This window comes from Plantactinospora sp. WMMB334, from assembly GCF_049179095.1.
In the GTDB taxonomy this organism is placed as follows: Bacteria; Actinomycetota; Actinomycetes; order Mycobacteriales; family Micromonosporaceae; genus Plantactinospora.
Genome location: NZ_JBMHME010000002.1, coordinates 767912 through 794895 on the forward strand (window position 1 = coordinate 767912; position 26984 = coordinate 794895).

The window sequence follows — 26984 nt, forward strand, 5'->3', positions numbered from 1 at the left end:
GTGCCCCCTCTGCGAAGGCATCCCGCCATGTTCGTGGCGCACATCCCGGACGAACGAGCCCGCCGGCTCGTCGTCCGCACCACCGAGACCGGCACCCCACTGCTTGCCGTGGGCGTACTGCTCGCCGGTCATCTCGGCGCGATCCCGCCGTACGCCGCCGTCGCGCTCGCCGTCGGCCTGGCCGCCGCCCTGGCCGCCGCCCGGCTGATCCGGCTGGCTCTCCGGCTGCACCGCGGCAGCACCGGTTTCGGCCCGTGCCGCGGCGCCGGCTTCCTCGGCTTCGGCCTGGTCGCCAGCGCGCTCTCGTCGTTCGCGCTCTTTCTGGCCCCGGCGGGAAGCCGGTCGACGGTGGCGCTCGGTGGCCTGCTGCTGGCGCTCGCCTGCTACCTGCTCGGCATGATGCTGCTGCCCGGCGCGGCCGGCACGGTTCCGGTCCGGCTGCGCCGCGCCTTCGACGGGCTGAGCCTCGGCATCAGCCTCGCCTTCTCGGCCTGGGTGATCCCGCCGCAGGGTGGGCTGCCGCCGCTCGCCATGGGCGCCGCGTTCTCCGCCGTCGTCGGGTTGCCGGTCATCATCATCACCACGCTGCGGGCGTACCAGCACCGTCGCTCGGCCGCGCTCTGCGGCACCGGTGCCGGGCTGGCGGTCGTCGGGCACTCGCTGATCGCGGTGCTTGTCGACTACGGCGCGCCGACGACGACAGTGCCGCTGGTCGCTGTCTCGCTGGTCGCCGGTCCGACGCTGATCGCCGCCGGTGCCCGGCGGGCCCGGCCGGCGGCCGAACAGACCGCAAGCCCGACCGAGCCGCAGACGAACCTCACCGCCTACCCGCTGCTGACCATCCCGGCGCTGCTGGCGACCCTCTCGGCGCTCTGGCACCTGATCGTCGTCGGCTCCTTCGACCACACCTCCATCCTGCTGGGACTGGCCGTCATCCCGACCCTGGTGGTCCGGGAGGTCCTGGTGATGCTCGACATCCGTCGGTACGCCAAGCGCCTGACCGAGCAGGAGGCGCACTTCCGCTCGCTGGTCTCCGGGGCGAACGACCTGACCATGATCGTCGGCGAGGATCTGATCATCCGCTGGCAGTCGCCGGCCGCGGCCCGGCTCTTCGGGCTCGCCGACGCCGATGTCGTGGGGCGGGCGTTTCCCAACCTGATGCATCCGGACGACGCCGCCGACGTCACCCGGGTGCTCACCGACATGCTCGCCGGTCGGGAGGTGCCGACCGGAAGCCCGCAGTTGGTCACCGCCCGGTTGCGGGACGGGCACGGGGCCTGGCGGGACACCGAGTCCACCGTCAGCGACCAGCGGGCGGTGCCCGAGGTGGCCGCACTGGTGGTGCACGTCCGGGACGTCAGCGAGCGGCAGCGCCTGGAGCGCAGGCTGAACGAGCTGGCCTTCACCGACGAGCTCACCGGGCTGGCCAACCGGCGGGAGCTGATGCGCACCATCGTCACCCAGCGGTCGGTCAAGGGTCACACCGGTGCGCTGCTCGTGATCGACCTGCACGGCATGTCCGGGATCAACGACGCGCACGGGCGGCAGATGGGCGACGCCGTGCTCGCCGAGGCGGGTCGGCGGCTGAGGAGCGGAGCCGGCACCGACGACCTGGTGGCCCGGCTGGGCGGGGACGAGTTCGCGGTGGTGACGGCGGACCGGCCGGTGCTCGCGTACGCGATGGGGACCCGGCTGCTGACGGCGCTGACCGAGTCCTACCAGATGCCCGGCGCGGTGCTGCACCTCGGCGCCAGCATCGGACTCGCCGACCTCTGCGGCGAGGACGGCGTCGACGACGTGCTGCGCCGGGCCGACCTGGCCCGGCTGCGTGCCCGGCAGCTCGGCCGCAACCGGGTGGAGTGGTACGACGACGAGTTGGAGGAGCAGTTCACCCGGCGGCTCGACCTGGAGCGTGAGCTGCCCGGTGCGGTGCAGCGGGGTGAACTGGATCTCGTCTACCAGCCGGTGCTCGACCTCGACGACGAGCAGCCGGTGGGGACCGAGGCGCTGCTGCGCTGGCGCAACCCGGCGCTCGGCACCGTGCTCCCGGCCGAACTCCTGCCGGTGGCCGAGGACCTGATGCTGGTGGAGGAGCTGGGTCGCTGGGTGCTGGAGACGGCCTGCCGGCAGATGGCGACCTGGTCGCACCAGCCGCGACGGCTCTGGATGTCGGTCAACATCTCCGCGCGGGAGCTGGCCTCGCCCGACTTCATCCGCCGGGTGAGCACCGCCCTGGCGGAGCACCGGGTCGAGCCGGACCGGCTGGTGCTGGAGATCTCCGAACCCCGGGGCGGCGCGGACGTGCCGGCGGTGGTCAACCAGCTCGCCGGGTTGCGGGCGCTGGGCGTCCGGACCGCGCTCGACGACTTCGGCAGCGGGCAGGCGTCGCTGGCCCAGCTCCGCCGGCTGCCGGTGGACTTCCTCAAGGTCGACCGGACCCTGGTGACCGAGGGCGGCACCCGGGGTGGTGAGGCCCGACCCTTCATCGACGTGCTGGTCAATCTCGGCAGGCGGTTCGGGCTGGAGATCATCGCCGAGGGCCTGGAGTCGCCGGGGCAGGTGGACCAGGCCCGCAGGGCGGGCTGCAAGCTCGGCCAGGGGTACGCGCTGTCCCGACCCGCTCCCGCGGAGCGGGTCGAGGCGTACCTGGAGGAGTTTCCCAGCCCGTCCCGCTGATCGGCGGCGGAGTGGTCAGCCGGCCGCGTAGCCCGGCATCGGGTACGCGGCCAGCAGGTCGCGGACCTCCCCGGCGATCCGGTCGAGGGCCGCCTCGTCGTCCTTGACCGCCGCCGTGACCGCCTCGTCCATCCAGGCCGCCACCTGCGGCATCTGCTCCTCGGTCAGCCCCCGGGTGGTCAGTGCCGGCGTGCCGAGCCGGATGCCGGAGGGGTCGAAGGGCTTGCGCGGGTCGTACGGCACGGTGTTGTAGTTGAGCTCGATGCCGGCCCGGTCCAGCGCCTGCGCCGCCGGCTTGCCGGCGATCCCCTTGCTGGTCAGGTCGGCGAGGATCAGGTGGTTGTCGGTGCCGCCGGAGGAGAGGGTGAAGCCCCGCTCGACGAGTGCCGCCGCCAGCGCCCTGGCGTTGGTGACCACCTGGGCGGCGTACCGGCGGAACTCGTCGGTGCCGGCCTCCCGCAGCGCGACCGCGATGCCGGCGGTGGTGTGGTTGTGCGGGCCGCCCTGGAGGCCGGGGAAGACCGCCTTGTCGACGGCGGCGGCGTGCTCGGCGGTCGTCATGATCATGGCGCCGCGCGGGCCCCGGAGGGTCTTGTGCGTGGTCGTGGTGACCACGTCGGCGTGCCCGACCGGCGACGGGTGGGCACCACCCGCGACCAGGCCGGCGATGTGCGCGATGTCGGCGACCAGCACCGCGCCGACCTCGCGGGCGATCTCGGCGAAGCCGGCGAAGTCGATGGTGCGCGGCACCGCCGTCCCGCCGCAGAAGATCAGCTTGGGCCGCTCGCGCCGGGCCAGGTCGCGCACCTCGTCGAGGTCGATCCGGCCGGTCTCCGCCGAGACGCCGTAGCGGACCGGGTGGAACCACTTTCCGGTGGCCGAGACCGACCAGCCGTGCGTGAGGTGGCCGCCCATCGGCAGCGCCATGCCCAGCACCGTGTCACCGGGGGAGAGGAACGCCAGGTAGACCGCGAGGTTGGCCGGCGAGCCCGAGTAAGGCTGCACGTTGGCGTGCGCGACCCCGAAGAGTTCCCGGGCGCGGCTCACCGCGAGCGTCTCGATCGGGTCGATGTACTGCTGACCCTCGTAGTAGCGGCGGCCGGGGTAGCCCTCGGAGTATTTGTTGGTCAGCACCGTGCCGCTGGCCTCGAGGACGGCGGTCGAGACGTAGTTCTCCGAGGCGATCATCCGCAGCTTGTCGTGCTGCCGGGTCGACTCGGCCTCGATCAGCTTCGCCAGCTCCGGGTCGGCGGCGGTCAGGCTCGGGATCGGTGGTACGTGCACGTCGTCGTCCTCCTGGCTGGGGCTCCCCGGCTGGGTCTCCGCCTGCGGCCGATGCTATCGGTAGCCGGGTCGGCGGCCGCGGCCGGCGCCCGCACTCCGGTCATCCCGGTGCGGGTCCGCTCACGCCTGGCGGGGCGGCGCGGTGCTGCCGCGCGGGATGAGATGGGCGGTCTCGTCCTGGAAGTCGCCGAGCGGCCTGCCGGCGATGGCGGCGAGGAGCCGGCTCGCGGCATGCGCCCCGTACGCCGGGATGTCCCGGCTGAGCGCGGTCAGCGCGGGATGGACGAGCTGGCACAGCGGGGAGTCGTCCCAGGCGACGACGGAGAGGTCGGAGGGCACGGCCAGGCCCATCTCCTGGGCCACCGAGAGACCGGCGATCGCCATGACGTCGTTGTCGTAGACGATGGCCGTCGGCCGGTCGGCGGAGCTGAGCAGCCGTCGGGTGGCCCGGGCGCCCTCCTCGCCGGTGTAGTCGGAGGGGACGGTGACCGTACGCGAGAGGCCCAGCCGGCGGCAGACGGTGCCGAACGCCTCGGTGCGGATCTCGGTGTGCAGCAGGCCGGGCAGCCCGCCGACCCGGGCGATCCGGCGGTGGCCGAGTGCCACCAGGTATTCGAGCACCTCGGTCAGGGCGGCGCCGTCGTCGGACCAGACGTGCGCCAGCCCGCCGCCGTGCCCGGGACCGCCGATCACCACGGCCGGCAGATGCAACTCCTCCAGCACCGGCACCCGCCGGTCGTCGAGCCGCAGGTCGCAGACGAGGACGCCGTCCACCCGCCGCTCGCCCCACCAGCGCCGGTAGACGGCGATCTCGGTCTCGGGGCTGTCGACGACCTGGAGGGTCAGCGCGTAGGACCGGGCGGAGAGTTCGGCCTCGACGCCACTTATCAGCTCCATGAAGAAGGGCTCGATGCCGAGGGTGCGGGCGGGCCGGCAGAGCGCCAGCCCGACCGCGTTGGCGCTGGCCCCGGAGAGTGCCCGGGCGGCGCTGTTGGGGTTGAACCCGATCTCCTGGGCGATGGCGAGAATGCGTTGCCGGGTGGCGTCGGAGACACCGGGCTGCCCGTTCAGGGCGTAGGAGACGGCGCCCTTGGATACCCCGGCCCGGCGGGCCACATCCGCGATCGTCGGCCGCTTCACCCGGCGCTCCTTTGTCTGGACGACCCGGCCGGCGGTGGGGTGGCCGGGTCACCGTGCGCGTCGCGTCGTGGTGCCGTGCGACGACGTGGTGTCGCGCGACCGGGAGGGCTCGCGCCAGCCACGGAGGAAACTTTCCCGGTTAAGCATAGCGAGAGGGCAATCTTGCCGGTAGCGCGGACTGGTCGATTCACTATCGGGACCGCCTCCGGATATGGCGAGGTGAAAACGCCGTGAGTGTGGCTGTGGGCGCGGCTCTTGCCGTACGTGCCTGGCCTTTTCGGGCCGAATTCGCGGCCGTTGACATGGTGGAGAGGCGCCCGTACGGTGACTTTGCTTATCCGGTTCAGTCGACACATGTCGATACCTGGAGTTCGCCCCACCTGCACCGACCGGGTCGACGGTGGCGTCCTCCATCAGGAAAGGCGTGCCCGGGCTCAGGTGCGGTCGCGCCCAGAAAGTTGAGGTGCCCGTGACGTCCTGGCAGAGCCTGCACGAGGGATGGACACTGACAGCGGTCCGCGGTGCGGACGTCCCGGAGGCGGTGGCGTCGGCCCGGATCCCGGCCACCGTGCCCGGCTGCGTGCACACCGACCTGCTCGCCGCCGGTCTCATCCCGGATCCCTACCTCGACGAGCACGAACTGACCCTCAACTGGATCGGCCGCACCGACTGGTGCTACGAGACCGTCTTCCGGTGGGACGGCGGCGCCGGTGATGCCCGGGACGGCGGCGCCGGTGATGCCCGGGACGGCGTCGACGCCGACCGGGTCGAGTTGATGTGCGCCGGCCTCGACACGGTCGCCACGGTCACGCTCAACGACGTCGAGATCGGCCGGACCGCCAACATGCACCGCAGCTACCGCTTCGATGTCGGCGGCCTGTTGCGGGCCGGCGACAACGTGCTGCGGGTGCGGTTCGACTCCGCGTACCGGCATGCCGAGGCGGAGCAGCGGCGACTCGGCGACCGGCCGAACGCGTATCCGACGCCGTTCAACTTCATCCGCAAGATGGCCTGCAACTTCGGCTGGGACTGGGGACCGGAGCTGGTCACCGCCGGCATCTGGCAGGAGATCGGGCTGCGGACCTGGCGGACCGCCCGGCTGGCCGAGGTCCGCCCGCTGGTCACGGTCGTCGACGCCGAGGGTCGGGTCAGCGTACGCGTGGCGGTCGAGCTGGCCGGCGACGGTGCTGCCGCCGACGGTGCCACCCCGGCCGCGCCGCTCACCCTCCGGGCCGGCGTCGCCGGCCAGGTGGCCGAGACGACTCTAGCCGCCGGCCAACGCGAGGCCGAGCTGAGCCTCACCGTCGCCGACCCCGAGCTGTGGTGGCCCCGGGGGTACGGCGAGCAGCCCCGCTATCCGCTGACCGTCACCCTGCACGCCGGTGACCGCGAACTGGACGCCTGGCAGCGGAAGGTCGGCTTCCGCTCGGTGCGCCTGGAGACCACGCCCGACGAACACGGCTCGGCCTTCACCGTCGTCGTCAACGACCTGCCGATCTTCGCCCGTGGCGTCAACTGGATCCCGGACGACTGCTTCCCGCACCGGGTGACCCGGCAGCGCTACGCGCGGCGCCTCGGCCAGGCCTGCGAGGCGAACGTCAACTTCCTCCGGGTCTGGGGCGGCGGCCGGTACGAGTCCGAGGACTTCTACGACCTCGCCGACGAGCTGGGGCTGCTCGTCGGGCAGGACTTCCTCTTCGCCTGCGCGGCCTATCCCGAGGAGGAGCCGCTCGCCGGTGAGATCCGGGCCGAGGCGGCCGAGCAGGTCGTCCGGCTGGCCAGCCATCCGAGCCTGGTGCTCTGGTTCGGCAACAACGAGAACATCTGGGGCTGGCACGACTGGGGCTGGCAGGCGGAGCTGGCCGGGCGGAGCTGGGGCGCCGGCTACTACTTCGAGCTGCTGCCCGGGATCGTGGCCGACCTCGACCCGGCCCGGCCGTACTGGCCGGGCAGCCCGTGGTCCGGACGGCCGGAGATCCACCCGAACGACCCGGCACACGGCAGCACGCACATCTGGACGGTCTGGAACCAGCTCGACTACCTGCACTACCGCGACTACCTGCCCCGGTTCGTCGCCGAGTTCGGCTGGCAGGGCCCGGCCAGCTACGCCACGCTGCGCCGGGCGATCTCCGACCCACGCGGACTGGCCGAGGACTCACCCGCGATGGCGCACCGGCAGAAGGCCGGAGACGGCCGCCTCAAGCTGGCCCGAGGGCTCGCGGCACACCTGCCGGCGCCACGTGACTTCGACGACTGGCACTACCTGACCCAGCTCAACCAGGCGCGGGCGATCAGCGTCGGGGTCGAGCACCTGCGGTCGTACCGGCCGATCTGCATGGGCAGCGTCGTCTGGCAGCTCAACGACTGCTGGCCGGTCACCTCCTGGGCCGCCGTCGACGGTGACGGCCGCCGCAAGCCCCTCTGGTACGCGCTGCGTCGCGCCTATGCCGACCGGCTGCTCACCATCCAGCCGAGGCAGGGCGGGCTGGCCCTGGTCGCGGTCAACGACGGCGGCACGCCCTGGACCGGCCGGGTGGACGTACGCCGGCTGACCCTGGCCGGCGAGCCGAGGGGCAAGGCGTCGGTCGAGCTGTCCGTGCCGCCGTACTCGGAATTCACCTGGCCGCTCCCGGCGGAGGTCGCCGCCGCCGACGACCCCCGCGCCGAGCTGCTGGTCGCCGACCCCGGCGGTGACGGCGAGCGGGCTTTCTGGTTCTTCGCCCCCGACCGCGACCTCCGCTACCCGCCCGCCGAGTACGACGCCACGCTCGAACCGTCCCAGGAGGGCGTCGTGCGGGTCCGGGTGACCGCCCGGACGATCCTGCGCGACCTGCTGCTCGCCCCGGACCGCCTCGACCCGGCGGCCGAGGTCGACGAGGCGCTGGTCACGCTCCTGCCGGGGGAGTCGACCACCTTCACCGTTCGGTCCACGGCACCGCTGGACCCGGCGGCGCTCACCACCCGCCCCGTGCTGCGCTGCGTCAACGACATGCTGCCGCAGCCCTGATCCGTCGCCCTGGTTCTCGCTCTGATCCGCACCCCTGTTCCCGGACCCCGCTCCCGGAAGGATCACCACCGCCATGAAGCGCCACCTCCCGCTGCTGGCGCTGGCCGGGCTGCTGCTCGCGGCCTCGCCGGCACCCGCCTCCGCCGCCCCGGCCGGCGCCGGGCAACCTGCCGGCTCCGGCGCGTCCACGGCCGGCTTCGTCGTCCGCAAGGGCGATCAGCTCATGCTCGACGGCAGGCGGTTCCGGTTCGCCGGGACCAACAACTACTACCTGATGTACAAGTCCCGGCCCATGGTCGACGACGTCCTCGCCGACGCGAAGGCGGCCGGCTTCACCGTGCTGCGGCACTGGGGCTTCCTCGACATCGGCACCCCGGGCGGGACCGACTCGGTCGCCGGACCGGCCGACGGGGTCTACTTCCAGTACTGGGACGGCACGAAGCCGGCCTACCACGACGGGCCGGACGGGCTGGAACGCCTCGACTACGTCCTCTACGCCGCCCGGCGGGCCGGGATCAAACTGGTGATCCCGCTGACCAACAACTGGCGCGACTTCGGCGGCATGGACCAGTACGTCCGCTGGCGTGGCGGGCAGTACCACGACGACTTCTACACCGACCCGGTGATCAGGGGCTGGTACAAGGACTGGATCTCGCACGTGCTCAACCGGACCAACACGCTGACCGGGGTGGCGTACAAGGACGATCCGACGGTGATGACCTGGGAGCTGGGCAACGAGCCGAGGTGCAAGGGCTCCGGGGTACATCCGACGTCACCGGCCTGCACCCCGGCCGTGCTGACCGGCTGGGCCGACGAGATGACCCGGCACCTCAAGTCGATCGACCGCCGGCACCTGGCCAGCGTCGGCGACGAGGGCTTCTACTGTGACGATCCGGCCAGCTCGGACTGGACCGTCAACTGTGGCGAGGGCGTCGACTCGATCGCCCTGACCCGGCTGCCGGCGGTGGACGTCGTCTCGTACCACCTCTATCCCGACCACTGGGGCAGGGACGCGGCCTGGGGCGCCGAGTGGATCGAACGGCACAACCGGGACGCGCGGCGGCTCGGCAAGCCGGTGATGCTCGGCGAGTTCGGCTACCTCGACAAGACGACCCGGAACCCGGTCTACCAACAGTGGACGGACGCCTTCATCGGCAGCGGTGGCACCGGTTTCCTCTACTGGATCCTCTCCGGCATCCAGGACGACGGCACCCGCTATCCGGACTACGACGGCTACACCGTCTACTGCCCGAGCCCGGTCTGCACCACACTGGGCAACGCCGGTGAGGAACTAGGAGACCACTGAATAATCCGGCGTGCCGTCATCCCACTTGATCGGGTTTGATCGATAATGGGTAGGTGCAGGGTCGTTCTGAGTCTGGGCCGCAGTTGTGGGACACGGCGGCGCTGGTTGGGCATCTGGTGCCGGCGGGCAGTGTGTACGCCCTGCTGGCCGAGCATCGTGACGTGTTGTTCCCGGACGGGATGTTCACCGATCTGTTCCCGTCCGGGCGGGGCCGGCCGTCGCTGCCCGGCGCGGTGATCGCCTCGGTGCTGGTGCTGCAGACCCTGCAGGACTACTCCGACCCGGAAGCGGTCCAGGCGGTGCGCTGCGACCTGCGCTGGAAGGTGGCCTGCGGGCTGCCGATCGACCACGCGGGTTTCCATCCCACGACGTTGACGGTGTGGCGGCAGCGGCTACGTGCTTCCGGGCGCCCAGACCGGATCTTCGACGCGGTCCGGCAGGTCGTCGCCCAGACCGGGGTGCTCAAGGGCAAGACCCGCCGGGCTCTGGACTCGGTGGTCTTCGACGACGCGGTCGCCACCCAGGACACCATCACCCAGCTGATCGCCGCGATGCGCCGGGTCCGCCGCGAGGTGCCCGGCGCCGCCGTGGTGATCGCGGAACGCTGTCACTCCCATGACTGGGACGATCCGGGCAAGCCCCGGATCGTCTGGGACGACAAGAGCGCCCGTGATGCTCTGGTGTCGGCGCTGGTCAACGACGCACTGATCGTCGTTGACGCGTTCACCGGCACGAAACTGGACGAGTCCGCCGAGCAGGCCCTGGCCCTGCTGGCGCTGGTCGCCGGGCAGGACGTGGAGCCGGCCGACGGCTCGGACGGCACCGACGGCCGGTGGCGTATCGCCCGCCGGGTCGCCCCCGAGCGGGTGATCTCGGTCGTCGATCCGCAGGCCCGGCACGTGCACAAGACCGTCCATCACCGCCAGGACGGCTTCAAGGGTCACGTCGCGGTCGAGCCGGACACCGGTCTGTTCACCGGCGCTGACCTGACCGAAGCCGCCGGCACGGACAATCATGAAGCGGTGGTCGGGCTGAACCTGCTCGCCCACGACCCCGACCTGAGCAGCGTCGAGGATCTCGAAGTCCTGGGTGACACCGCTTACGGCACCGGTGAGGCCCGAGCCGGCCTGACCGCAGCCGGTCACACCCCGATCATCAAGCCCGCCCCATTGCGCCCCGCGGTCGAGGGCGGGTTCACCATCGATGACTTCACCGTCGACGAACTGGCCGGCACAGTGACCTGCCCGAACGGCCTGATCCGACGACTGACCGCGAAACGCACCGCCACATTCGGCGCCGGCTGCCGCGGCTGCCCGCTACGACAGCGATGCACCACCGCCAAAGACGGCCGCTCGATCAGCCTGCACCCCCATGACCAGGTACTACGCGCCGCCCGCGCCCGATGGGCCAGCAACCAGCATCTGCGTGACACCTACCGCCGGCACCGGCCCATGGTCGAACGCTCCATCGCCTGGCTCATCGGCCCGAAAGGCCGCTGCCGCAAACTGCGCTACCGCGGCACCGCCGCGAACGCCTGGTGGCTGCGCACCCGCATCGCCGGACTCAACCTACGCCGCTTGCTCAACCTCGGCCTCACCCGCCAGCCCACCGGCTGGGCCCTGGCCTGAACCACCCCGACCGGGACTTCCCGACAGCCCACACCACCTCACAAGCTGCCTCAACGACGGGGAAGACAAGCCCGCAGCCCAGCCACGCGCTGTGACCACCGCCGCAAGACGGCCTCTTGAGACACCTTCCCCGTCACCTCCGACCACCGCCTCCCCAAAACCCGGGATTGTTCAGTGATCTCCTAGTCCGGGGCCAGCGCTCCCGGCCGCCGGTCGCCGACCACGACACGGCGGTGACCGAGGCGGGTGCCCCGGTCACCCTGAACCCGGCGGCCAACGACATCGCGTACCGGACGAGGGTCCGGCCGGCCAGCATCGACCTCGACCCGGCCACCGTCGGCCAGCAGCGCTCGGTGACCGTGTCGGGTGGCGGATTCGCCCTGGACCCGGCGACCGGAGTGGTCACCTTCACCCCGGCGGACGGCTTCCAGGGCCGCACCGCCGCCCACTACACCATCCGCGACCAGGCCGGGCGTACCTCGAACGTGGCCGACCTGTCGGTGACGGTCAAGCCGGCACCGGGTGACCCGATCCTGATCGCCTCCTGGGAGAGCGGTGTCGAGGGCTGGGCGCCCGGCAACTGGCAGACCGACGCCGGCACGGTCGCCCAGACCCCCGACTTCCACACCCACGGTGCGGCCGGGCTGCGGGTCGCCGCGACCGGCGGCGGCTGGTTCGGGGTGACCCTGCCCGAGCCGGTGGACCTGTCGGCCAAGGCGACCCTGCGCTACGACCTGCGGGTCGACCCCACGATCGGCACCTCGACATCCATCGCCGTGCAGACCGGGGACGGCTGGGCCTGGTGCCAGTCCACCTTCGGCTGGCTGTCGCAGGGCACCGAGACGACCGTGACAATCGACCTGCTCACCGAGATGTCCTGTGACACGGCGGCGCTGGCCGACGTACGCGGGATCCTGATCTGGGTCAGCCCCGGCACCCACGACCTCGACCACCTCCGCGCGGAATGACGTGAAAGGCGGGGGCCCTTCCTATCGCATTCTGTATAGGAAGGGCCCCCGCCTAACCGCCTCGGCGGTTGTTGACCGGCTCAGTGGTTGGCGCAGTAGCCGACGCTGAAGGTGCTGGCGCCCGGCTTCAGGGTCCTGTTCCAGGCATCGCCGTGGATCCGGTAGCTGCCGTCGTCCTGGAGCTGCCGGGCGAAGTTCCAGGCCGTGTAGATCTGGCCGGTGAGTGCGACGTAGCCGTACCAGTCGACGGGCTTGTCGGTGGTGTTGGTGGCGACGATCGTCGCGCAGTAGCCGCCGCCGCTGTCCGAGTTCCACTGGGTGACGTTCTCGACCGTGATGTCGACGTTGCCGTCGGCGGGGCCGACCAACCGGCCCACTCCCCAGCGCGAGGTGGTCTGGTAACCGGTGCCCAACTGGTCGGCCCAGTTCCGGATCGCGGTACGGGTGCCGCCGGTGGCGTCGTTGACCTGGAAGTCCAGGCCGTGGAAGGTGCCGAGGCCGCCGTACTCCAGCAGGCTGATCGCCGCCTCGACGGTGTACCCGGTGTCGGTGCGGACCGCCGCGCTGGTCAGCCGGCCGCGCTGGAACGCCTCGTCACCGGTGCCGAACGAGACGCCGTTCTCCGCGTTGATCCGGATCTGGGTGTCGTCGTAGCGGTAGGGGCCGTTCTTGGCATTGCCGCCGTCGACGTAGATCTCCACCGAGTCCCGGGTCCAGGGGTCGGAGCCGGAGACATCCACGACCGGGTCGGCGACCTCGGCGAGCACGTAGAGCGTCTGGTCCCGCCACAGGGTCCGGACCGTGGCGGTCGCGCCGTCCGTGCCCGAGACCGCCTTCGCGGTGGTGACCGCGCGGGCGTCGGCCCAGGCGGTGTCCACTGCGCCGTCGATCACCGGCGCCGTACGCGCCTGGGTGACCTCCAGGTAGGACAGCTCCTCGACCAGGGCCAGGGTGCCCAGCGCGCCCGGTGCGTTCCAGGTGGCCGTGCGACCGTCGTCGCCGACCCGGACGTCCAGGGTGAGCGTGTCGCCCTCGGCCGCGTCGGTGAGCGGCAGGTGGGCGACGATGTCGTAGCCGCCGTCGCGTTCCGTCGCCACGGCGGGCACGTCCCCGCTGCCGTCCCGGGCCACCGTGTACGTCTGGTCGCCAAGCACGAAGCTGACCTGGTCGCCGGCCGAGGCGGCGGCGTCGGAGACCGTGACGAAGGCCGTCAGATGGTCCGGCGCCCAGCGGAGTTGGAACTGCGCCAGGTCCTCCACCGGGTGCAGCGGAAGCTTGCGCCAGGTGAGGTCGGAGGTGGCGGTGTCGGAGAGGGCGACGTCACCGGCGAAGACGTTCGCCGTACGCAGCCGGGCCGGAAGCTCACCGTCCACCGCCCCGTGGTACGCGGGCTTGGCCCGGAGGTTGTCGTCGAAGATCAGCGGGGCACCGTTGCCGACCCGCCAGGAACGGCCGTCGGTGAGGCCCCACACGGTGACCACGAACAGGTCGTCCGCGTACGTCCGGAAGATCCGGAAGGCGTCCCGGAAGTAGTAGCCCTGCTCGATCAGGTTCGCCCTCGTCACCGGGGTACCGGTGGTGACGTCGAGTTCGGTGACGGCCTGGATCACCGGCAGCTCCTCGAAGGCGGCCAGCGCGGCCCCGAGGTTGGCGGTCGGGGTGGCCAGCGACACGTGGAACTGGTGGCCCACGCCGTCGACCGGCACCCCACGCGCGAGCAGCCGCTGCACCAGTGCCTTGTACCGCCCCTGCTTGCCGAGCTGCTCGGTGTTGTAGTCGTTGATGAACAGGGTGACCGGGTCGGCGCCGGCAACCGCGTGGACGTCGTTGAACGCCTCGTCCGCGTACTGGAACGCGAGGTCGATGTACTCCTCGCCGAGGATCCGGTACCACTCGCTGCGGCGCAGGCCGTCGCTGAACTCGCCGCTGTCGGCGACGACCTCGTTGACGACGTCGAAGGCCCGCATCGGGTTGGTGGCGGAGCCGAAGGGACCGTACCGGTCACTCAGCGACTCGGCGACGGCGAAGACGTGCGTCCGCAGCCGGTCGCGGAGGAGCTGCCGGTGCGCCGCCGACGCGCTGAGCGGGGCGCCGGCCTCGTCCTGGAAGAACCAGGCCGGGGTCTGGCTGTGCCAGACGAGCACGTGACCGTAGAGGCCCAGGTCGTTGTCCCGGGCGAAGTCCATCAGCGCGATCGCCTGGTCGTGCGGGCGGAAGGTGCGCTCCGCGTCGTACCACGCCTCCGGCTTCATGTGGTTCTCCGGCGTGATGTGGTTGAAGTGCCGGGTCAGCAGCTGGGCGGCGGCGCCCACCGTCTCGCGGCTGTCGATCGCGACGCCGACCGGGAAGTCGGTGGTCTCGTGCAGCGGCGGAAGGTCCTCGATGACCGGCGGCTCCGGCACCCGTACGACGATGTCGTCGACGAGGAAGTCGCTGGTGTTCCCGGTATCGCCGTTCTGCCAGCGGGACTCGAAGTAGAGCTGCGCGCTGTCGGCCGCCGGCATCGTGAAGCTCGCGGTCACCTCGGTCCAGCCGGTGTTGGTGATCCCGTCGAACTGGGCGAGCGTGCTGAACGACTGGCTGCCGCCGCTCGTGCTGGCGAGGCTGAGCCAGATCTCGTCCGTCGGCTGCCCCTCGGCGAACCGCAGCCACGCGCCGAACTCGTAGGTCACGCCGGTCTCGAGGAGGGCGCCCACGTCGCGGCCGATGCCGGCGCCCTGGTTCACCCGGTCGCTGACCAGGGCCGCGGCCTCCCCGCCGTGCGCGACGTCGGTCAGCCCGACCGTCGGGGCGCCGGGGCCGCCGTCGCGCGGCCCCCATCCGTCGAGCCCGTCCTCGAAGTCGGTGTCGATCACGACCGTGCCGGGTTCCGGCCCGCCCTCCGGGGTGGTGATGCTGATGTCGTCCAGGAGGTAGGGCGTGGTGCCCTCGGCCTCGACGTAGAGGGTGGCCGCGGCCAGGCCCGTGGGCATGGTGTAGCTGCCGCCGATCCGTACCCAGGTCTCCGCCGTGGTGGGGACGTTGTCGCCGACCCAGGTGTAGGTGTTGTCACCGCCGCCGGCCGGGGTGGCCTCCATGGTGAAGTGCACGCCCGCCGGCCCGGTGGTGCCGGCCGGAAGTTTCGCCCACGCGCTGATAACGTACGTCGTACCGGGCTCGAATCTCGCGGCCGCGTCGATCGCCGTGCCCTGCCAGTTCGCGGTACGGCCGGTGACCGAAAGGCTATTCGCGCTCTCGTGCCCCTCCGCCGTTATCTCGAGCGTGACGGCTCCGCGCGGCCCCCACGGTGCGTAGGAACCCGATTCGAAATCGTTTGCCAGGACGACCCGGTCGGCGGCCTGGGCCGGGGCGGCGAGCGCGACCGACCCGGCCATGGTGAGCAGTAAAGATGCGACAAATGCGGTTGTTCTTCGGGATGGTTCTGCCGGTCTATGTCCGATGTGCATCAGGGGCTCCCTATCCGGGCGGGACGGCGTGGTGGCGGTGTCTCCGAATCGCTTTCGCGGATCCAGTCGCGCGAATGTTAGCCGGGTGACGCGGGCTAGTCGAGATGCCCTGTCCGACCGGACGTCATCTCTGCACCGGACGGTCGACGGACCGAAAGTTTCGGTGAGTTGGCTGTCGACGTTTCGGAGCGAGGCGGCGGTCGACGGGTGACACGTCCGGACGCTGGACGGTGGCGTACCCCTCGTCCCGGCGGCTCGGTCCCGGCGCGCTCCGTGGTAGCTTCGGCCCCAGCGTCGCGTGCCGGTGGCAGACCGTGTCAGGCATGGAGGCGCCGGACCGAAGGGGACACGACGATGCCTGTCGTCCCTTCGCCCTCCACCTGTGGGTGAGGGCGAGCAGACCAGGCTGGTGGCCTGGAGTCGAGAGTTGCGCCGCGTCCACGGACGGCTCCGCGAAGCACTGGCGGTCACCCGGCAGGCCGTGCCCGACGGCGAGCCGGCGGAGCCGGCGACCAGGGACCTGTTGCTGTTCTGTCACGGGTTCTGCACGGCGCTGACCGCGCATCACGAGGGTGAGGACCGGGATCTCTTCCCGGCGATCGCCGAGCGGCATCCCGAGCTGCGGGAGACGCTGCGCTATCTGCGGCAGGACCACTCGATGATCGCGCACCTGCTGGGTGCTCTCCAGGCCGCCGTGGCTCGGGCCGCTCCGCCGGAGGAGCTGGACCGGCACCTGGAGGGCGTCGCGGCGATCATGGAGTCCCACTTCCGGTACGAGGAACGCCAGCTCCTGACGGTGCTGGAGACACTCGCCCTGGACACGGATCCCGAGGCCGTGCTCGGACCGCTGTGACCGTCGGGACGCGGGCAGGACTCTCGCGCCCACTACGAGCCGAACACCTGTTGCCACAGGTAGTACGCCGCGAAGCCGGCGAAGAAGACGATCGCGATCACCACGAGCGCGCTGGCCGCCCAGCCCGCCCGTACCGCGGACGGCAGCGTACGCCGGTTGAGCCAGAGGACGAGCGCCGCGACCAGCGGGATGTGCACGGCCTCGATGGAACCGGCCACGGTGAGCAGGGCCACCGGGTCACCGAAGATGACGAAGACCGCGAACGGCAGCACCGCGAGCCACCCGACGACGGCGACCCGACCGATGACCGCCGGGCCGGCCCACGGCGCGTCCGCGAGCCGCGACGGCAGCACCTTCCGGATGCCGTCGGTGTACAGCCGCTTCCAGCCGTCGATGTTGGTGAGCGTGGCCGTCCAGAACGCCGAGATGAGACCCACCACCATCAGCCAGAACCCGGCACTGCCGAAGACCTCGCTGAAGAGCGTCGTCAAATCGTGGGCGACGTCGGCCTCCGCCGGCACGATGCCCTCCGGACGCAGCAGCTCCGCACCGAGGATGAGGAACGCGACGGTGATGACTCCCACACCCACCACGGCGAACGTCGAGTCGAGGGTCATGGTCCGCAGCCACTGCCGCACCCGGGCCACCTGGCCGGCGTCCAGGCCGCGCGGGTCGAGGCGGCCCGGATCGTCGAGCGCGCCGACGCCCACGCCCTTTGCCGCGACCCAGTACGAATACCACATGAGCCCGGCGGCGCCGTTGGAGAGGAAACCCAGCCAGGGCAGGATGTCGGCGACCACGAGATCCTCCGGCACCGTGGGCAGCACCCCGGACGCGGCCTCGCCGAGGTCGGGGCCGACGAGCACGGCGGCGACCACGACGCCGATCGCCAGCAGCAGCCCGATGACCCGGGACACCCACTCCACCCCGGTGTAGTGACCGAAGAGCACCAGGCCGGCCGCGGCCCCGATGACCACCCCGGTCCAGAGCTCGATCGGGCCGGGGACGGCCAGCGTGAAAGCGCTGCCGGCGGCGCTCGCGATGCCGGCGATCGCCGCGACGCCGACCACCAGTTGTGGCACCAGGATCACCCACAGGGCCCAGCCGCGCGGGCCCGGCAGGTCGGCCATGCCGCTGAGCAGCCGCCGACCGGTCACCACGCTGTAGCGCCCGATCTCCCGGGTGACGAAGAGCTTGAGCGTCAGCGCCGCGATCAGCGCCCACATCAGCGCATAGCCGTACTGGGCGCCGACCCGGGGCGTGAAGAGCAGCTCGCCGGTGGCGAGGGCGGCGAGCGCCCAGAGCACGCCCGGTCCGATGTAGCCGAGTCTGGCCCGCCCGGTGGGCGGCTCCGGCACGTCCACCACGCCGCTGTCACGATCGCTGACCGATGTCTCCGCCATCACCCGTACCCTTCGATTGCCGTCTTCTCCTGGACGCTGCTCCTGCCGTCCCATACCCACCCGGGCCGGCGCCTACCGGGTCGGCCACCGAAGGCCCGACGGTCGTCGCGCCGGAATGTGGGGCGCGGGAGGCGATCGGGCCACCGCCATCGGATGATCTGCGCCGCGAGGGCACCGTCCAGGTCGGAGCATTCCGCCGCAACGGGGGATCGGTGGCGGCACATCGGGCCAGTGATCGCCGGTAATGTGCGGGGAGCCCGTCGTAGGGGAGGCGATCCGGCACGTGACTGTGGCACCCGCGTTCCAGCAGATAGGCGACTACCGGCTCGTCCGCCCGCTCGGGTCGGGTGGGATGGGCGACGTCTACTTTGGTGTGTCGCCGACGGCGGACCGGGTCGCGGTGAAGGTGATCCGGCAGCATCTGCTCACCGATCCGACGATCCGGAAGCGGTTCGCGGCCGAGGTGGAGAGCCTGCGGGTCGTCTGGGGGTCGCGGGTCGCCCGCCTGGAGGCCGCCGACCCGCTCGGCGATCCCGCCTGGCTGGCGGTCGAATACGTGCCCGGCTCGACCCTGTCGCAGCACGTCGAGCAGCACGATCCGCTGCCGCTGCCGCTGGTGGCGATGATCGGGGCGATGCTCGCCGACGGCCTGGACCGGGTGCACCAGGCCGGTCTGGTGCACCGGGACCTGAAACCGCAGAACATCATCCTCGGCCGGGACGGGCCGGTGCTCATCGACTTCGGCCTGGCGGTCCTCACCGAGCGGGGTGACTACCTGACCGACCCGGGTGCGGTGGTCGGGTCTCCGCACTACATGTCGCCGGAGCGGATCAACGGCGAGCGGGGCCAGGCCGCCGGCTCGGACATCTACGGGCTGGCCGCGACGCTGGTCTTCGCGCTCACCGGGCACCACCTCTATGCCGCCGCCGGTGGGGTGCACGGGTTGCTGCTCCAGATCACCGACCCGGACGTGCTGCCGGATCTCTCCGGCGTGCCGGCCGAGGTGGCGCCGCTGCTCGGGGCGATGCTGGCGCACGATCCGTCCGCCCGGCCCAGCCTCTCCGTGGTACGCACCCGGCTGCTCGCGGTCGCCACCTCCGGTGGCGTACCCGTGATCGAGATGCGGCGCCGGGTCGGCGAGCTGACCTTCGACGGCAGCACCGAGATCATGGTGCCGCCGGAGTTCGCCGACCCGATCCAGGACCCGGAGGACGTGACCACGGGCGACGGCGGCAGCGACGACGGTGACGACGACGCCGCCGGCAGCCGTGCGGACGGCGGGCCGGACACCCAGTTCGACCCCGACCCGCCCCGGCGCCTGCCGACGACGCTTGTCGACCCGGACCCGCCGGACCGGCCACGGGCCGAGGTGGGCTGGCTGACCGACCGGCTGCGCCAGCAGTACGCCCGACGCGGCACCCTCTGACCACACCGCGAGAGCCGCGTCCCCCTGACAACAGCAGAATCCCTCCCCGCGAAGGACGCCCCCACCCATGACGCCTCCGCCCGCTGCTTCCGCCACCCCGCAGTACGCGCCCGGCTCACGCATCCTGGTCCGCGACGAGGAATGGCTGGTCCGGACCGCCCGGCCGGTCCGGGACGGCACGATGCTGGTCAAGGCCGTCGGAGTCTCCGAGTTCGTCCAGGACGTCGAGGCGACGTTCTTCTCCGAGCTGGACGAGATCCGGGCGATGGTGCCGGAGGAGACCAGACTCGTCCAGGACACCTCGGCACGGTTCCGGCGCAGCCGGCTGTTCCTGGAGGCGGTGCTCCGGCGTACCCCGTTGGCGCAGTCGGAGCGCGGCCTGGCACTGGCCGACCGGTTCCTGCTGGATCCGCTGACCTACCAGCAGCGGCCGGCGGAGCTGGCACTGGCCGGGCTGCGGCCCGGATCCTGCTCGCCGACGTGGTCGGGCTCGGCAAGACCCTGGAGATCGGGCTGATTCTGGCCGAGCTGATCCGGCGCGGTCGGGGTGACCGGATCCTGGTGGTCTCGCCGCAGCAGGTCCTCGAACAGTTCCAGCGGGAGCTGTGGACGCGGTTCGCGATCCCGCTGGTGCGGCTGGACTCGACCGGCATCCAGCGGATCCAGCAGGAGATCCCGGCCGGGCGGAACCCGTTCACCTACTTCAAGCGGGCGATCATCTCGGTCGACACCCTCAAGGACGCCGGCCAGTTCGGGCACCACCTCGACGCGATCGAGTGGGACGCGGTGGTGATCGACGAGTCACACAACCTGATCAACAAGGGCACCAAGCGCAACGAGCTGGCCCGCCGGCTCGCCGCCCGGACCGACGCGCTGCTGCTGGCCAGCGCCACCCCGCACAACGGCGACAAGCGGTCCTTCGCCGAGCTGATCTCGCTGCTCGACCCGACCGCGATCACCGACCCCGACGACTATTCGGCGGCGGACATCGCCCACCTCTACCTGCGCCGGACGAAGATCAGCCCGGAGGTACGGGACCAGATCGGCACCCGCTGGGCCGACCGTGGGCCGTCCCGGGCCCTGCACTGCCCGGCCAGCGACGCCGAGGAGCGGATCTTCGCCGAGCTGACCGAGGTGTGGTTGGCCGGCGAGTGGACCGACGGGCCGATCCGGGGGCAGGAGCGGCTCTTCCCGTACACCCTGTTGAAGTCCTTCCTCTCCTCGCACGTCGCGCTCGCCGCGACGGTGCGGAACCGGTCGGCGAAGGCGGCGGGTCGGGAGCGGATGGCGTTGGACCGGCTCGCGGAGCTGACCGCGGCGATCACCGACGACGACTCCGGCAAGCTGGCCACGCTGGTCGAGGTGCTGCGTGACGAGATCGGCGTCGGGCCGGGCAGCCCGGTCCGGGCGGTCGTCTTCTCCGAGCGGGTGCCGACACTGAAGTGGCTGGCCGAGGTGGTGCCGCGCCGGCTCGGCCTGAAACCCTCGGCGGTACGCGTCCTGCACGGCGGGCTCACCGACACCGAGGAACAGCAGGTGTTGCAGGAGTTCGAGCTGGCCGGCAGCGGGGTCCGGCTGCTCTTCACCGGCGACGTCGCCTCCGAGGGGGTCAACCTGCACCAGCAGTGCCACCACCTGGTGCACTACGACATCCCGTGGAGCCTGATCCGGATCGAGCAGCGCAACGGCCGGATCGACAGGTACGGCCAGCGGCACGAGCCGCAGTTCCGGGCGCTGATCCTCACCTCGAACGTGCCGGGCGCCAAGGACGACCGGACGGTGGCGGAGAAGCTGCTCGACCGGGAGGAAGCGGCGCACCGCAGCCTCGGCAGCGTCGAGGCGATGACCGGCCAGTACGACGCCCGGCTGGAGGAGGACCGGCTGGTCCGGGACCTGCTGGAGGGCAAGACGGTCGACGAGTCGTACGCCGCCGGTGCCGCCGAGGTCGACGTGCTCGCCGACCTGATGGCGGCGGTGGGCGAGGCGCCGGTCGGCGCGGAGCCGGAGCGGGTGCAGGTGCCGAGGCTCTTCGCCGCGACCGGCGACTTCGTCGACACCGCGCTCGCCGAGCTCTACGACGACCGGCCCGACGACCGGATCGGGCTGCGCCGGGAGGAGGAGCTGATGTCGTTCCTCGCCCCGGCCGACCTGGTGCACCGGCTCGGCGACCTGCCCCGGTCCTATCTGCGGGCGCATGCCGAGGGGGAGGAGCTGCGGTTGAAGGTGACCGTCGACCGGCGGCTCGCCCAGCGGAAACTGGACGAGGCCCGGCAGTCGACGACACCGGCGTGGCCGGAGATCGCCTTCCTCAGCGACGTCCATCCGATGGTGGAATGGCTTGTCGACAAGGTGCTGTCCCGGCTCGGCCGGCAGCAGGCGCTGGTGCTGACGGCGGCGGTGCCGGAGCCGGTCTTCCTGGTCCAGGGCGTCTACTGCAACCGGCTCGGCCAGCCGACGGTGGTGGAGTGGATGGCGGTCTCCGGGCTGCCGGACGCGCCAAAGGTCGGCCCGATGCTCGACGCGCTGGCCGACGCGAAGGTCGGGCCGGACATGGCCAACCCGGGCCGGCCCGTCCCGCTCGACCGCCTCGAAGCGCTGGTCCCGGCCGCCGCCGACGCGGCCCGGGTCGACCTGGCCGCCCGGCGTGCCGAATGGGACGCCGAGATCGCCGCCCCGCTGCGCGAGCACCGCCGCAAGCTGGAGCGCTTCGCGCAGGCCAGCCTCTTCGGCGAGCTGGCGCCGGCTCAGCGGGAGCGCCGCCGGCAGCGGGTGTCCCGCACCGTACGGGAGCAGACCGACCTGGTCACCCGGCTGGAAACCGTCGGCGAGCCGCTGCTGCGGGTGCTCGCCGTCCTGGTCGCCGACGACGCCCGGGAGGGGCTGGCATGAGTTTCGAGTCGCTCACCAACCGGGGCGAGTATCTTTCGGCGCACTACCTGGCCGAGGTGCTGCCCACCACCCTCAAGGGTGGGCTCGTCAAGCGGTGGGCGGAGCAGGAGCGGGGCGGTCGGGTGACGCCGAGGGCCGGGCTGCGCGGCTTCCGGCGCGACTACTTCGACCGGAAAATCGAGCTGGCCGACCCGGAGCTGTTCGACCCGGAGCGGCTGCGGAAGCTGCACTTCGAGCTGCTGAAGGCGCTCGGCTTCGGCGACCCGCAACGGCAGACGATCACGGTCGAGCGGGCCGGGCAGGAGCAGGAGATCCCGGTCGCGCACGCCGAGCTGCTCGGCGGCGCCGGGCACGGCATCGTCGCGCTGGACTGCGGCTGGGCGGTCGACACCGACGCCGCCCAGGACCCGACCGAGGCGGGGCGGCTGCTCGACCCGGTCGAGCTGACCGGCGGCGGCGAGCGACTTGAAACCGGGGCCAAGCTCGCCTCCTGGCTCTTCGCCGCCGAGGACCCGCCACGATATGTGCTGATCATGAGCGGTGGGGTGGTCACCCTCGCCGACCGGAGCGTCTGGGGCGAGGGCCGTTACCTGGCGGTCAGCCTCGACGTGGCGTACGGCCGGAACGACGAACGGGAGCTGGACGTCGTCGCGGCGCTCTTCGGCGCGGACTCGCTGCGCCCGCCCGCCGAGGGCGGCAGCGAGCCGCTGGCGGAGCTGGTCGCCGGCTCCCGGCAGCACGCGGTCGGGGTCAGCGGCGAGCTGCGCGAAGGGCTGCGTACCTCGGTCGAGCTGATCGCCAACGAGGTGCTGGACCGGATCCGCCAGGCCGGCTACCGGCCGGAGCAGGTCGCCGACCTGGACGAGCTGGCCCGCGACCTGAGCCGGGAGGCGCTGCGCTACCTCTACCGGATCCTCTTCCTGCTCTACGCCGAGGCCCGGCCCGAGCTGGGGGTGCTGCCGGTCAACGATCCCGAGTACGTCTCCGGCTACAGCCTGGCCCGGCTCGGTGACCTGATCTCGCGGCGGCTGCCGCCCTCGGCCGAGGAGGGCTTCCACCTCTACGAGTCGCTGGACCTGCTCTGCCGGATGGTCAACGAGGGGCACCGGCCGCGCGGGGCGGGCGAGGCGGTTGGCGAGCTGACGAGTGAGGATGTGGGGCTGCGGTTCGAGCCGATGCGCTCCGACCTGTTCCTGCCGGAGGCGATTCGGCTGATCGGCCGGCAGATCCCGCAGCCGGGCAGCGACGAGGACGACCCGGATGGGCCGAGGCTGGACACCCGGCTGCGCAACCGCACCCTCTATCAGGTGCTCCGGCGCCTGATGATCACCAAGGGCGGCAAGCGGAGGCGTGGCGGCTTCATCTCGTACGCCCAGTTGGGGATCAACCAGCTCGGCGCGGTCTACGAGGGGCTGATGTCGTACACCGGGTTCGTCGCCACCGAGCGACTGTATGAGGTGGCGAAGCACGGCGACCCGAAGGACGGCTCGTGGATGATCCCCGAGTCGAAGGTGGACGACTACGACGACGACGTCTTCGTCTTGAAGGAAAACCCGGTCACCGGGGCGAAGAGCCGGATCCCGTACGAGCCGGGCTCGTTCGTCTATCGGCTTGCCGGGCGAAACCGGCAGACCAGCGCCTCCTACTACACCCCGCAGTCGTTGACCGAGGTCACCGTCCAGCTCGCGCTGAAATACCGGATCGAGGAGGCTGGCGACGGGCTGCGCGCCCGGGACCTGCTGGACTGGACGATCTGCGAGCCGGCGCTCGGTTCCGGCGCCTTCCTCAACGAGGCGATCAACCAGGTGGCCGCCGAATACCTGCGGCGGCGCCAGGAGGAGCTGGAGACCGCCCTCGAACCGGAGGACTATCACCTGGAGTTGCAGCGGGTGAAGGCGTACATCGCGCTGCACAACTGCTATGGCGTCGACCTGAACCGGACCGCGGTCGAGCTGGCCGAGGTGTCGTTGTGGTTGAACGTGATGCACGCCGGGTTGCAGGCACCCTGGTTCGGGCTGCACCTCAAGCGGGGCAACTCGCTGATCGGTGGCGGGCGGCGGCTCTATCGGCCCGAACAGCTCGCCGACAAGTCGTGGCTGCACACGGCGCCGGAGGACCGACCGTTCCGCGACGGAGCGATCGAGCCGGGCACCATCCACCACTTCCTGCTTCCGGCCGACGGCTGGGGCGCGGTCGCGGGGGAGAAGGAGGCCCGCGAGCTGGCGCCGGCCGAAACCGAAAAGCTGAAACGATGGCGTACGGCGATGAAGCGCGTGCCGTCGGCCAAGGGGACGAGGAAACAGCCGTCGCAGGTGGCGCGGTTGCAGGCGCTGGCCGGGCGGGTCGAGTTCCTGTGGAAGCTGGTCGGGCGGCGGCTGGAGATCTCGGAGCGGGAGATCCGACGGGACATCGCGGTGTGGGAGGTGGAGCCGGAGCGGCCGTTGCCGGCGGCCGACGGGGCGGTGCCCAGGGAGAAGATCCTGGCCGACCTGACGGCGGCCGGTACGCCGTACTGGCGGTTGAAGACCGTAATGGACGCCTGGTGCGCGCTGTGGTTCTGGCCGCTGGACGCCGCTGAGCTGCTCGACGGGTCGGCCGAGGTGTATCCGGCCGAGCCGGTCGAGGTCACGCACGTCCGGGAGGTGCCGGCGTACGACGATCCGGTGTCGTACGAGAAGCAGGACCTGTTCGGGGCGGTCGAACCGCAGCAGTTGAAGATGCCGAGCCGGCCGACCGGGACCCGGAAGGTGAGCTTCGCCGAACAGTTGCGTCGACCGGTGCCGCTGGCGAACCTGGACGGCTGGCTCACCTTTGCCGAGGCGCTGCTCGGGCGGGCCGACATCCAGGGCGATTCGCTACCCGGCCAGTTCTCGACTCTGCCAGAGCTGGGCGAGTACGAGGGTCGGCTTGAGGGCGTAATGGGGATGGAGAACCCCTCCCGACTGGAAGAACGCTTCCCCTGGCTGCACACTGCGACCCGGATCGCCGAAGAGCAGGGCTTCTTTCACTGGGAACTGACCTTCGCGCAGGCGTTCGGCAGGGGCGGCTTCGACCTCCAGGTCGGCAACCCGCCGTGGGTGCGTCTGGATTGGCGAGAAGATGTCGTGTTAGCTGAACTTAATCCCTGGTTTCGCATGACTACAAATGCGTCAAGGGAGACGTGGAATGCGAGAAAGCTATCCATATTCCAAGAAGAAGCCAGTCGCCTCTACCTCCTTGCAGAAATAACGGGGAACACGGGCATTGTTGGCATGCTGGGTCATCAATCTACATATCCGCTGTTGGCTGGCACGCGTCCGGACCTCTATCGCGCATTCATGTGTCAGACGTGGCGACATATATCCAGGAGTGGGACTGTCGGGCTAGTCCATCCGGACACACACTTTAGTGGGTCAAAGGAGGGCACGCTTCGCGCCGCCGCCTACCGTGCTCTTAGGATGCATGCCCACTTCCAGAATATGCGCCTAATTTTCGCGGAGATCGACTGGAAAATCCAGTTTGGGATTCACGTCTATGGCAAACCGCGTGATCGTGCGAGCTTCACGCATGTAAGTTGGCTTTTCGCTCCGGAAACGCTGCGCAAATCGCTCGTTCACGATGGAAAAGGGGAGCTTCCGGGAATAAAGCAAGACGGATCATGGGACCTGCGGCCCCACGCGGCGAGGCTCGTTGATATCGACGATCAAGTGTTGTCTGAGTGGCAGATGCTTGTGGTGGATGCTGACGTTCCTCCAGGGCAGACGAGGCTGCTCTATCCTGTTACTACTGCTGAGCAGGGTGCAATTTCTGCCTTGGCGGCATCTGGTAGACGCCTCGCTGATTCGAGGCCTTTCATTAGTAGTGGATACAACGAGAGCAATGCGAGGGCTGATGGCCTAATTAAGTGGGATGGGTTCGAGCCTGACGACTGGTCCGAAGTCATCCTGCAAGGTCCCCATCTGGGGGTGGCTACCCCCTTGTTTAAGAATCCACGTATTCCAAGCAGGAGCAATAAGGATTACGACAGTTGGTGGCTTGTCGACTGTCCTACTAATGCAGTGCCCCGTAGCAACTATAGAAGGTCTGTAGATCGGGCAACGTACGAGCAGGCCCAGGACACGTGGGATGGACGAAGGTACACAGAGTACTACCGCTTGACATGGCGAGAGATGATCCCCCTTGGCAACGAACGTAGTCTGTTTGCCGCACTAATTCCGCCTGGGCCGGCTCACATTCACGCTGTTCGCTCAATGGCGCTGCGTACCAACCTGGAAACCGCTTTGCAGTCGGGGTTCTGGGCTTCGTTGCCATTCGATTATGCGTTGCGAATATCTGGACGTGGCCATCTTGACGTGAACGATGCTCACCTGATGCCCGCACCCAGCCCAGATCATCCCCTGGCCGGGGCATTGCTGCTCCGTGCACTGCGCCTCAACTGTATCACTTCAGCCTACTCGTCTCTCTGGAGTGAGCTGTTCGATCCGGGTTGGTTAGACCGGGAGGGATGGGTTGTGCGGTGGCAGGATTTGACTGAAGCTCCTCGACTGGGTGAAGTGTCCTCGGTTTGGGATTACACGACGCCCCTGCGGACTGAACGTTCGCGACGCGCGGCCCTCGTTGAGATCGATTCGCTTGTTTCGGTATGGCTTGGCATGGATGCCGAAGAGCTCGTATCGATCTATAGGTCAAGATTTGCTGTGTTGGCCGGCTACGAATCCGCGATGTGGTTCGATAGTGCGGGCCGCAGGGTCACCCGTGACTATTACGCTCAAGGTGTGGGGCAACCGGCCGATGCCTATGTGCGGCTGATGAGCCACTTGAATGATCCGGAGCGACATCCGGTGCCGGAGGGGTACGAGGCACCGTTCTATAAGGCGGATCGGGCGAACGAGTATCGCGAGGCGCACGCCGAGTTCAGTCGGCGACTCGCTGGGTGCGCTCAGGCTGATTGCTGAGCATGCGTAATAACGTGAAGAGGA

Annotated in this window: 14 protein-coding genes; 10 read left to right on the top strand and 4 right to left on the bottom strand. The window is 70.5% G+C overall.

Features of this window, described 5'->3' with window-relative positions; translation table 11 throughout:
* The first annotated feature begins 27 nt into the window (after positions 1 to 27).
* Complete coding sequence (locus ACN27G_RS03315; protein WP_421491304.1) at positions 28 to 2676, top strand: putative bifunctional diguanylate cyclase/phosphodiesterase; 2649 nt, start codon at positions 28 to 30, stop codon at positions 2674 to 2676.
* A 15-nt stretch (positions 2677 to 2691) separates the two neighbouring features.
* Here the strand turns inward: ACN27G_RS03315 and glyA are convergent, their stop codons facing one another.
* Both glyA and ACN27G_RS03325 read right to left on the bottom strand, forming a co-directional pair.
* Positions 2692 to 3960, bottom strand: coding sequence for a serine hydroxymethyltransferase (gene glyA / locus ACN27G_RS03320; protein ID WP_421491305.1), 1269 nt, complete (start codon positions 3958 to 3960; stop codon positions 2692 to 2694).
* A gap of 120 nt (positions 3961 to 4080) precedes the next feature.
* The gene (locus ACN27G_RS03325) at positions 4081 to 5100 is read right to left on the bottom strand and encodes a LacI family DNA-binding transcriptional regulator (protein WP_421491306.1); all 1020 of its coding nucleotides are present in this window, start codon (positions 5098 to 5100) and stop codon (positions 4081 to 4083) included.
* 469 nt (positions 5101 to 5569) lie between these two features.
* Between ACN27G_RS03325 and ACN27G_RS03330 the strand changes: the two genes are divergently transcribed.
* The 4 genes from ACN27G_RS03330 (at position 5570) to ACN27G_RS03345 (ending at position 12009) form a co-directional block, all read left to right on the top strand.
* A complete protein-coding gene (locus tag ACN27G_RS03330) occupies positions 5570 to 8107 on the top strand; it encodes a glycoside hydrolase family 2 protein (protein ID WP_421497215.1) in 2538 nt (845 codons plus the stop codon).
* Positions 8108 to 8180: 73 nt separating this feature from the next.
* Positions 8181 to 9413 carry a glycoside hydrolase 5 family protein gene (locus ACN27G_RS03335; protein WP_421491307.1) on the top strand — a complete coding sequence of 411 codons (1233 nt, stop codon included), beginning with the start codon at positions 8181 to 8183 and terminating at the stop codon, positions 9411 to 9413.
* Between the two features lie 53 nt (positions 9414 to 9466).
* On the top strand, positions 9467 to 11041 hold the full coding sequence (locus tag ACN27G_RS03340) for an IS1182 family transposase (RefSeq protein ID WP_421491308.1): 1575 nt from the start codon (positions 9467 to 9469) through the stop codon (positions 11039 to 11041).
* Between the two features lie 167 nt (positions 11042 to 11208).
* On the top strand, positions 11209 to 12009 hold the full coding sequence (locus tag ACN27G_RS03345) for an Ig-like domain-containing protein (protein WP_421491309.1): 801 nt from the start codon (positions 11209 to 11211) through the stop codon (positions 12007 to 12009).
* Positions 12010 to 12089: 80 nt separating this feature from the next.
* Here ACN27G_RS03345 and ACN27G_RS03350 read toward each other — a convergent pair whose 3' ends face one another.
* A complete protein-coding gene (locus tag ACN27G_RS03350) occupies positions 12090 to 15383 on the bottom strand; it encodes an endo-1,4-beta-xylanase (RefSeq protein WP_421491310.1) in 3294 nt (1097 codons plus the stop codon).
* 454 nt (positions 15384 to 15837) lie between these two features.
* Here ACN27G_RS03350 and ACN27G_RS03355 point away from each other — a divergent pair, with 454 nt between their 5' ends.
* On the top strand, positions 15838 to 16308 hold the full coding sequence (locus ACN27G_RS03355) for a hemerythrin domain-containing protein (RefSeq protein WP_421491311.1): 471 nt from the start codon (positions 15838 to 15840) through the stop codon (positions 16306 to 16308).
* A gap of 32 nt (positions 16309 to 16340) precedes the next feature.
* Here the strand turns inward: ACN27G_RS03355 and ACN27G_RS03360 are convergent, their stop codons facing one another.
* The gene (locus ACN27G_RS03360; RefSeq protein ID WP_421491312.1) at positions 16341 to 17711 is read right to left on the bottom strand and encodes an Nramp family divalent metal transporter; all 1371 of its coding nucleotides are present in this window, start codon (positions 17709 to 17711) and stop codon (positions 16341 to 16343) included.
* Between the two features lie 283 nt (positions 17712 to 17994).
* Here ACN27G_RS03360 and ACN27G_RS03365 point away from each other — a divergent pair, with 283 nt between their 5' ends.
* The 4 genes from ACN27G_RS03365 (at position 17995) to ACN27G_RS03380 (ending at position 26960) form a co-directional block, all read left to right on the top strand.
* Positions 17995 to 19137 (top strand): serine/threonine-protein kinase, encoded by a 1143-nt coding sequence (locus ACN27G_RS03365; protein WP_421491313.1) that lies wholly within the window; start codon positions 17995 to 17997, stop codon positions 19135 to 19137.
* Positions 19138 to 19204: 67 nt separating this feature from the next.
* The gene (locus ACN27G_RS03370; RefSeq protein WP_421491314.1) at positions 19205 to 19654 is read left to right on the top strand and encodes a hypothetical protein; all 450 of its coding nucleotides are present in this window, start codon (positions 19205 to 19207) and stop codon (positions 19652 to 19654) included.
* Entirely contained in the window at positions 19618 to 22026 is a 2409-nt protein-coding gene (locus ACN27G_RS03375; RefSeq protein WP_421491315.1) for a helicase-related protein, read from the top strand. Before ACN27G_RS03370 ends, ACN27G_RS03375 begins: the two co-directional genes overlap by 37 nt.
* Positions 22023 to 26960, top strand: coding sequence for a class I SAM-dependent DNA methyltransferase (locus ACN27G_RS03380; protein ID WP_421491316.1), 4938 nt, complete (start codon positions 22023 to 22025; stop codon positions 26958 to 26960). Before ACN27G_RS03375 ends, ACN27G_RS03380 begins: the two co-directional genes overlap by 4 nt.
* The last annotated feature ends 24 nt before the right edge of the window (positions 26961 to 26984 follow it).